This window comes from Mycobacterium sp. (assembly GCF_032161845.1).
Classification (GTDB): Bacteria; Actinomycetota; Actinomycetes; order Mycobacteriales; family Mycobacteriaceae; genus Mycobacterium.
Genome location: NZ_JAVRQA010000333.1, coordinates 19796 through 28917, shown reverse-complemented (window position 1 = coordinate 28917; position 9122 = coordinate 19796). Strand labels below are relative to the sequence as shown.

The following is a 9122-nucleotide window of genomic DNA, read 5'->3' as shown; positions in this document are numbered from 1 at the left end:
ATGAGCAACCGGTCGATGGTGCTGCGGGTGTCCTCGCGTCGGTAGACCGCCTGGCGCAGACCGATCAGATCGGGCAACCGGTTGCCCTCGTCGGCGATCAAGTGGGCGAATACGGCGTGCAACGAATCCCATGTCGGTTCGTTCACGGCCTTGGTGCGCTCCGCCCGGATGCGGGCCATGTTCGACGCCGACGACTCCCGGCCCGCCGGAGACATCAGGATCATCTTGTCCACACGGTCGGGATGGCCGACGGCCATCGCGGACGCCACGAAGGCGCCGAGTGACATCGCGACGAAGTTGGCCGAGCTCATGCCGAAGTGGTCCATCACGCCGAGTACGTGCTCGACGTAGATGGCGATCTCGTAGTCATAGTCCGGCTTGTCGGAGAACCCGTTGCCGACCATGTCGATGGCCACGCAGTGGAAGTCTTCCGACAACGCGGCGAGGTTGGGGGCGAACGTCTCCCAGTGACCGCCGGTGCCGTGCAAGAGAATCACGTGCGGTCTATCCGGACTGCCGGCCTCGGCGTAGCGCGTGCGCACGACTGCTCCGTTGACCGTGACGTCGACGAAGCCCTGCCGGAACTCGAGCTCCTTCAGATACATCCAGATGCTGCGGTAGTCCTCGGTGTCCACCCGGGTGATGTCCACTGCCTCGTCCTGCGGTGCCTGAGCTTGACTCATCTCGCCTTCTCAATCCTTACTTCTGACAACGGTGTCAACTTTACGCCGTCGTCGGCCTGCGCGTCCGTCTATGGTCGCACACCGACATGTTCGCATGTAGAGAAAGGCTCGCGTCACCCGCTAGGCATCAATGCGGTCGACCGGCGATCCGCGTGATTGCATTGATTCTGACACTCGTATGCGGTAAAACTGGGCAGGTGAACACTCCGGCTGGACGGCGCGTGCTGGCCGAACTGGTCAACGAGTTCGCGGCCGTGCGGGTGTCGTTGGACGTCAACGGCAACGGACCCCGTCTGCTCGTCGAAGATCTCGAGGGCGGCGAGCAGGTCTTCCTGTGTCCGCTGGAGTTGGCCAGCTTCACGCTGGCCACCCCGGAGGACCGTGAGGAATGGCTTCGGGTGGGCAACTACCGGGGTGAACGAGGACAGGGCGAACGTCGGGGAAGGGAGCAGCCGTGACCGCTTCCGACGTCGACCTGGTCGGACTGGGGATGACCCCGATGTCGCTGCAACCCGGTGCCACGCCGCTCGAACTGGCCGCCGAGGCGAGCAGCGCCGCACTAACCGACGCCGGACTCGGACGCGACGAAGTCGACGGACTCCTCGTCGGCTCGTCGCAGGGCATCCGTCCGGACCGGCTGGGTGTCGGCTTCGCCGCCCAGGGTGGGTTCTCGGATCTACGGCTTCTGGAGCACGTCGAGATCAAGGGCGCCACCACGATCGCCATGATTCAGCGGGCGCGTCACGCGATCGCCACCGGTGAGGCGACGACCGTGATGTGCGTGTTCGCCGACGCGCCCCTGGTGGCAGGCCGGGGCGCGGGCTCCACCTATGCGCAGAGCGGTGGCAACGTCGGCGTGCGGGGACTGGAACGCGCTTCCGGCCTGCTCGGGTCGGTGCCGACATACGCGCTCCTGGCCCAGAGATGGCTGCACGTCACCGGTACCGCGACTGAGGCACTGCGCGCGGTGGCCACCACCGCTCGGAGTTGGGCGAGCGGCAATCCGGACGCGGTCAACCGTGAACCGCTCGACGAGGCCGCTTACGACGCCAGCCCGATGATCGCCGAACCACTGCGACTGCTCGACTGCGCTCGACCGGTGAACGGCGCAGTGGCCGTGATTCTCACCGGCCGGGCGTCAGCCGGTTCTACGCGACTCCGCGTGCGCGGTACCGGACGTGAGCATCCGGTGCGACGTCGCCGCGCGGGTGCCGAGTCGTGGTTCGGCGGCGGTGGCCGCGCCGTGGACGACGCACTCGGTCAAGCGGGGATGACGCGCTCGAACCTTCACGTTGCCGAACTCTACGACCCGTTCTCGATCGTGACGCTGGTGCTGCTCGACGAATACCGGCTCACCGGTCAAGTTCCGGTCGGCGCGTTCGTGAGCGAGGGACACACCGGTCCCGGCGGCACGCTACCCACCAACACCGGCGGTGGTCAGCTGTCCGGCTTCTACCTTCAGGGCATGACGCCGCTGGCCGAGGCAGTCATTCAATTGCGCGGCGCCGGAGGAGAACGCCAGGTCCCCGCGGCTACCGTGGCCCTCGTCGGCGGCATCGGCGGACGACTGGACCACCACGCAGCACTGGTGTTGGAGCGTGTCGCGTGACTGCCACTGCGCTCGACGACTGGCTGCTCGATCCGGTCGTGGCACCCACGGTCGACGGCGATCCCCTGGCGCCGCTGTATGAAGCGGCGACGCGCCACGAGCTTGCACTCCCGTTCTGCACGGGGTGCGCCCAACCGCTCGAGTTCGACCAAGAGGTCTGCGACCGATGCTCCGGATCCGAACGTGAGTGGCGCACCGTCGATCTCCAGGGAGTGGTGCACGCCGCGACCCTGATGCACCGGCGCGAGCCCGGGCTGGTGCACGCCCCGTCGCCCTACCCCATCGTCGACGTCGAACTCACGAGCGGACACCGCATGGTCATGACGACCGTGCACCCCGCTGATACCGCACCGCCCATCGGCGCTTCGGTACACATTGGCTTCCGCCACCTCGGCGGCGTCCTGATACCAGCCATCGATTCCTTGGAGGACGAGTGACGACTCTCGAAACAGCTACTGCTCCCGATGACTTCGACGTCGAAGGCGTGATCCGCAGCGACCGTGTGCACGGGTCGGTGTACACCTCGGGCGAGATCTTCCGCCGCGAGATGGACACGATCTTCAAGACGGGCTGGGTGTACGTCGCGCACGACAGCGAGGTGAGCGAGCGAGGCGACTACCTCACCCGGGTGATCGGCCACGACCCGGTGGTGGTGGTACGGGGCAAGGACGACGTCGTCCGCGTGGTCCTGAACCGTTGCACGCACCGCGCCAACAAGCTGTGCAACGCCGAGCAGGGGAACGCCAACTCGTTCCGGTGCCCGTATCACGGCTGGACGTTCAGCAACACCGGTGCGCTGCAGGGTGTTCCGATGCGCGAAGGCTATGGCGACGCGTTCAACGCCGTACGCTCCGAGCTGGGTCTTGCCGAGGCGCCCCGGGTGGATAGCTACGGTGGATTCGTCTTCGCGTCGCTGGCGCCCGACGGCATCTCGCTTCGGGAGCACCTCGGCAAGGCCACCGGGGCCATCGACCGACTGCTCAACCTGTCCCCCACCCGCAAGATCGATCTGCGCGCCAACTGGATGAAGCACCTGCACCACGCCAACTGGAAGATGGTGGTGGAGAACAACGTCGACGGCTACCACGCGCTCTTCACCCACGCCTCGGTCTACGATGCGATCAAGCCCGCGAAGGTATCCCATGTCCCAACCAAGGTCGACGTGCTGGTCCGCGATCTCGGTGATGGGCACTCGGAGATCGACTACACGGACGAATATCGCAAGCTCGACGAGGAATTCGTCTGGTTCGGCCGGACCCCCCGGGCCAAGCTCGGCGGCTACGTCGACGACCTCGAAACCGCCTACGGACCCCAGCAGGCGCACGACGCCCTGGTGGTGGGTCCGCCACATACGCTGATCTGGCCCAACCTGTTCCTCGCCGAGATGAACGTGATGTTCGTCGAACCACAGGCGCCCGACCGCACCATCGCCTACACCACGGCGGTCCTCATCCCCGGTCAGGACGCCCTGAACGAGCGCACCCTGCGCCGCTCCGAGGGGGCGATGGGTCCGGCTGGGTTCCTCATCGCCGATGACGGCGAGATCGGGATGCGCAACCAGGCGGGCCTTGCCGCCGAACTGCCGGAGTGGCTGATGCTTGCCCGCGGTGTCGAAAGCGACGTGGCCGACACGACCGGAATCATCAACCGGGACAAGAGTGCCGAGACACCGCAGCGCGGTTTCTACTCGCAGTGGGCGACCGTCGTCGGCGGAAGGGCACGGGCATGACCGTGAATGCCGAGCCGAAGACCCGCCCGATCCTGCGACCGCTGCCGGACGCGGAGATTCTGTCCTTCCTCTATCTCGAGGCGCGACTGGCCGACGAGGGCCGCTACTCGGAGTGGGAGGCCCTGTGGGCCAATGACGACGACTCGGTCGTCTACCGCGTTCCCATGCATCCCGACGACGACCCTCGGACCACGCTGGCCTACATCAACGACAACCGGCGGCGGATCAAGAGCCGGGTGGCTCAGCTCAACACCGGCAACCGGCACTCGCAGACCCCACCGTCGGTGATGCGCCGCGTCCTGTCCAACAGCGAGGTGGTCGACGAAGATGGCGATATCGTCACGGTCGAGTCCAACTTCGCAGTATTCGAATACCGCCTGCGGCAACGCTCTTGGGCGGGCCGGGTGACCCACACCGTTCGCAGAACGCCGGACGGTCCATGGTTGGTCCGCAAGATCGTAAACCTGATCGACGCAGGCGGTCCGGTCGACACTCTAGCTTTTCTGATCTAGGGCGGTTCTGACTCGTGCTCATCGGAGACATCGCCACCAACAACGCGCGCCGCTATCCGGACAAGCGCGCACTCCTCGACGCCGACCGCGAGCTCACCTGGTCCCAGGTCGACGAGCGGGCCCGGCGGCTGGCCGGCTTCCTGTCCGGACGGGGGCTGACGCCCGGCGACCGCGTGATGGTGATCGCCCGCAACTGCATCGAATGGCCGGAGATCTCGTTCGGTCTGGCCAAGGCAGGGTTGATCGCGGTTCCGGTCAACATCCGACTGGCCCCCGACGAGGTGGCCCACGTCCGCGACGACTGCGGTGCACGCGCCGTCCTCATCCACGCCGATCACGTGGACAGGTTCCTCGGTGAACTGACCGACCTGCCATTGGTGTTGACCATCGGTCCAGACTACGAATCTGCCTTGGCGGCAGCAGAGCTCGCGCCGCAGCACATCGACGTCGCACCCGATGACGTCGCGGTGATTCTCTACACCAGCGGGACCACCGGCCGCGCGAAGGGCGTGATGCACACCCACCGCGCCCTGCTCTACCAGGCCGCGGACACCAACCTGGTCACCGAGGCCAGCCGGTCGGACGTCATGCTGGCTACCACGCCGTTCTTCACGGCGGGCGGCATGGTCCGCACAGTGTCGTGGCTGTACCTCGGTCAAACCATGGTGATCCACCAGCGCTTCGACCCGCAGGCGGTGATCGACGAGATCGAACGCACCGGCATCACCTTCACCACGTTCATCCCGACGATGCTGCACCGGACGCTGGCCATCCTCGAAGACGGCCCACCGCGGGACATGTCGAGCCTGCGACGGATCTCCTACGGCTCGGCACCCGTGCCGCCCGGCCTGGCCCGCAAGGCGATGGACCTGCTCGGCTGCGACCTGCAACAGCGCTACGGCCTCACCGAATGTGGCGGACAGGCAACCATTCTCACCCCGCAGGACCATCGCGACATCGTCGCGGGCCGGACGTCGATCGGGACGTCGTGCGGCAAGGAGACGCCGATGTGCGCGATCCGTGTCGTCTTGAACGATGGGAGCGACGCGCCGGTTGGAGAGATCGGCGAAATCGTGATCGTCAGCCCCGCCAACTCGATCGGTTACTGGAACCTGCCGGAGCAGACCGCCGAGGCGTTCCGAGCCGACGGTCTGCGCAGCGGCGACCTCGGCTATCTGGACGAGGACAATTACCTGCACATCACCGGTCGCCGGACCGACCTCATCATCTCCGGCGGGTTCAACGTCTATCCCGCCGAAATCGAGCGAGTCATCGCCGGCAACGTCGGCGTGGACATGGTGGCGGTGGTGGGCGTACCGGACCCGGAGTGGGGTGAGACACCGGTAGCGGTGGTCATTCCCAAGTCTCACGTCGACGACCAGGCCGCCCTGACAGCTGAATTGACCTCGCTGTGCCGTGCGGAGTTGGCCGGCTACAAGCAGCCACGCCGTTTCGTGTACTGGCGCGAGTTTCCGCTTGGCCCGGCCGGCAAGATCCTCAAGCGCGAGATCGCTAACCAGGTGAACCAAGTCAACGACGTGGATGCGAAGATGCGCGTATCCACCGGATCGACCGAGGAGCGCCCGTGACCGACACGACCGACCTGAGCACCATCGAATTCCACGTGGCCGACCACGTCGCCACCGTGGCACTCAACCGCCCCGAGCGATTGAACAGCTTCACCGAGCAGATGGCCGACGATCTCACATCGGCCTGGGCCCGTGTCCGCGACGACGACGACATCCATGTCGCCGTGTTGCAAGCCAACGGCGACCGGGCGTTCTGCACCGGGATCGACGTGTCCGAAGGCACCTGGTGGACGCACAAGTCGATCTTCGACCAGGAGGACCCCGGCGGGCTGCTCGGCCCGAAGGCACACCGGGTGTGGAAACCGGTGATCGCGGCGCTGCACGGCATCGTGGCCGGTGGGGCGATGTACTTCGTCAACGAGTGTGACTTCGCCATCTGCAGCGAGACGGCGACCTTCTTCGATCCGCACGTCAACGCGGGCATCGTCTCGGCTCTCGAACCGATGGGCATGCTGGCACTCGGCGTGCCGTACGGCGAAGTGATGCGCTGGGCGCTGCTGGGCAGCGAGGAGCGGATGAGTGCGCAGACCGCGTTGCGGATCGGCCTCGTCACCGAGGTCGTCCCCGACGAGCAGTTGCGCTTGCGGGCAGTCGAATTGGCGACCGAGATCGCCGCACGCCGCCCGTTGGGCGTCCAGGGCACGGTCCGCGCGATGTGGGAAGCGCGCGACCTGACGCCCAGCACCGCGGCGCGACACGGCAAGTTCTACACCGACCTGGGCAATGCCGGCGCGGGCCGCACCGACTCTCGCGCCAACAAGAAACCGCCGCGAACAAGATGAGCGCGAGCAGACGCAAAAGGCCCTGAAACACCCCCTTTAAGGGCCTTTTACGTCTGCTCACCGAACGGAGGAGAGGGCAATGACTGACACCGCCACGGACCAGCTGGTCGAATTCGAACTCTTGATCGACGGCGAATCCGCCTCTGCCGCAAGTGGAGACACGTACGACAGCACCGATCCGTTCACCGGACAACCCTGGGCGCGCGTGCCCAACGGTGGCGCGGCCGACGTGGACCGCGCCGTGGCCGCCGCACGGGCAGCGCTCAACGGGCCGTGGGGGGCACTCACCCCGACCGCCCGCGGCAAGCTGCTGTGGCGACTAGGCGAGGTCATCGCCCGCGAGGCCCAGAACCTGGCCGAGCTCGAGGTCCGCGACGGCGGCAAGCTGACCCGCGAGATGGTCGGCCAAATGAAGGCACTGCCGGACTACTACTTCTACTACGGCGGCCTCGCCGACAAGCTGCAGGGCGACGTCGTGCCCATCGACAAGCCCAACTACTTCGTCTACACCCGGCACGAGCCGGTCGGTGTCGTCGGTGCGATCACCCCGTGGAACTCGCCGCTGCTGCTCCTGACCTGGAAGCTCGCGGCCGGCCTGGCGGCGGGGTGCACGTTCGTCATCAAGCCCAGCGACCACACGCCGACGTCGACGCTGGCGTTCGCAAAGCTGTTCGCCGAGGCAGGTTTTCCCCCGGGCGTGGTCAACGTCGTCACCGGCTGGGGTCCGGAGACCGGCGCCGCGCTCGCATCCCATCCCGGGGTCGACAAGATCGCGTTCACCGGGTCGACGGCGACCGGCATCCACGTCGGCAAGGCCGCGATCGAGAACATGACCCGCTTCACCCTCGAACTCGGGGGTAAGTCGGCGCAGGTGGTGTTCCCCGACGCCGATCTCGACGCGGCCGCCAACGGTGTCATCGCCGGGGTGTTCGCCGCCACCGGTCAGACCTGCCTTGCGGGGTCCAGGCTGCTCGTCCACGAGAGCGTCGCCGACGCGCTGGTCGAGCGCATCGTGGCGCGCGCCGCCACCATCAAGCTCGGGGATCCGAAGGACCCGGCGACCGAGATGGGCCCGGTCTCCAATCAGCCACAGTACGAAAAGGTGCTGTCCCACTTCGCGTCTGCTCGCGAAGAGGGGGCGACGGTCGCCTATGGCGGCGAGCCGGACGGCGATCTCGGCGGATTCTTCGTGAAACCGACCGTGCTGACCGGGGTCGATCCCTCGATGCGGGCCGTTGCCGAGGAGGTCTTCGGACCCGTGCTCGCGGTGATGACCTTCGCCGACGAGGACGAGGCCGTCGCCGCCGCGAACTCCACCGAGTTCGGGTTGGCCGCCTCGGTGTGGACCAAGGACGTGCATCGCGCCCACCGGGTAGCCGCCCAGTTGCGGGCAGGCACCGTCTGGGTCAACGCCTATCGCGTGGTGTCGCCACACGTCCCGTTCGGCGGTATCGGCTACAGCGGCATCGGCCGCGAGAACGGCATCGACGCCGTGAAGGACTTCACCGAGACCAAGGCGGTGTGGGTGGAGCTGTCCGGCGAGACCCGCGACCCGTTCACGCTCGGTTAGACACCCCATCACCAGAAGGAGAACCGAATGACGATCGATCTAGCGGCAGCAGACAAGGTGCTGGCCGGTCTGCGCCCGTTCCCGGTGGCGGTGACCACCATCGACGGAGACGTCGTCAACGGCCTGATCTCGCTGTCGGCCGGCTCGGCGAGCATCGTGCCGGAGCTGCCCCGCGCGACCGTCAGCCTGACCAAGTACAACAAGACGCACGACATGCTGCTCAGCTCCGGCGTCTTCGTCATGCACATGCTTTCGGCGGGACCCGATGAGGTCGACGCGTCGATGGACATCCTGATGACCCTCGGTGGTAGCTCGGGTCGCGACGGCGACAAGATCTCTCAGCTGCGCACGAAGCCCGGCATCACTGGCGCGCCAATCCTTCTCGACGCCCACAGCTACGTCGAGTGTCGGATTACGGGCTCGCTGGACAACGACGAGAACACCATCTTCGTCGGCGACGTCGTCGCTGCCGAGGTATTCAGTTCCGAACAGCGGCTGCGCATCGGCGAGGCGTGGGGCAAGTTGCCGCACGACTGGATCGAGCAGTACGAGGCGAATCACGAACCGCAGCTGCAGAGCGCTCGCGACCTGCGGGCGGCTGCCGCGCAATCGGTGTGAGCACTCGACAGCCCGGCGCGTGGGAGCTGC

10 protein-coding genes are annotated in these 9122 nt (G+C 66.6%); 9 read left to right on the top strand and 1 reads right to left on the bottom strand.

The features are described 5' to 3' along the window. On the bottom strand, positions 1-683 hold a 683-nt coding region (locus QOD90_RS18110), incomplete at its 3' end, for an alpha/beta fold hydrolase (RefSeq protein WP_526352164.1). A gap of 197 nt (positions 684-880) precedes the next feature. Here QOD90_RS18110 and QOD90_RS18105 point away from each other — a divergent pair. The 9 genes from QOD90_RS18105 (at position 881) to QOD90_RS18065 (ending at position 9092) form a co-directional block, all read left to right on the top strand. After that, a complete protein-coding gene (locus QOD90_RS18105; protein WP_526352162.1) occupies positions 881-1141 on the top strand; it encodes a hypothetical protein in 261 nt (86 codons plus the stop codon). Between the two features lie 32 nt (positions 1142-1173). Continuing rightward, the gene (locus QOD90_RS18100) at positions 1174-2292 is read left to right on the top strand and encodes a thiolase family protein (protein WP_526352169.1); all 1119 of its coding nucleotides are present in this window, start codon (positions 1174-1176) and stop codon (positions 2290-2292) included. Continuing rightward, complete coding sequence (locus tag QOD90_RS18095) at positions 2289-2729, top strand: Zn-ribbon domain-containing OB-fold protein (protein WP_526352160.1); 441 nt, start codon at positions 2289-2291, stop codon at positions 2727-2729. The genes QOD90_RS18100 and QOD90_RS18095 overlap by 4 nt, the downstream gene beginning before the upstream one ends. Beyond that, entirely contained in the window at positions 2726-4021 is a 1296-nt protein-coding gene (locus QOD90_RS18090) for an aromatic ring-hydroxylating oxygenase subunit alpha (RefSeq protein ID WP_526352158.1), read from the top strand. Before QOD90_RS18095 ends, QOD90_RS18090 begins: the two co-directional genes overlap by 4 nt. Continuing rightward, the gene (locus tag QOD90_RS18085) at positions 4018-4533 is read left to right on the top strand and encodes an aromatic-ring-hydroxylating dioxygenase subunit beta (RefSeq protein ID WP_526352156.1); all 516 of its coding nucleotides are present in this window, start codon (positions 4018-4020) and stop codon (positions 4531-4533) included. The genes QOD90_RS18090 and QOD90_RS18085 overlap by 4 nt, the downstream gene beginning before the upstream one ends. A 14-nt stretch (positions 4534-4547) precedes the next feature. Next, the gene (locus QOD90_RS18080; RefSeq protein WP_526352154.1) at positions 4548-6122 is read left to right on the top strand and encodes a class I adenylate-forming enzyme family protein; all 1575 of its coding nucleotides are present in this window, start codon (positions 4548-4550) and stop codon (positions 6120-6122) included. Next, on the top strand, positions 6119-6904 hold the full coding sequence (locus tag QOD90_RS18075; protein WP_526352152.1) for an enoyl-CoA hydratase/isomerase family protein: 786 nt from the start codon (positions 6119-6121) through the stop codon (positions 6902-6904). Before QOD90_RS18080 ends, QOD90_RS18075 begins: the two co-directional genes overlap by 4 nt. A gap of 79 nt (positions 6905-6983) precedes the next feature. Next, positions 6984-8474 (top strand): aldehyde dehydrogenase, encoded by a 1491-nt coding sequence (locus QOD90_RS18070; RefSeq protein WP_526352150.1) that lies wholly within the window; start codon positions 6984-6986, stop codon positions 8472-8474. Between the two features lie 27 nt (positions 8475-8501). After that, on the top strand, positions 8502-9092 hold the full coding sequence (locus tag QOD90_RS18065) for a flavin reductase family protein (protein ID WP_526352148.1): 591 nt from the start codon (positions 8502-8504) through the stop codon (positions 9090-9092). The last annotated feature ends 30 nt before the right edge of the window (positions 9093-9122 follow it).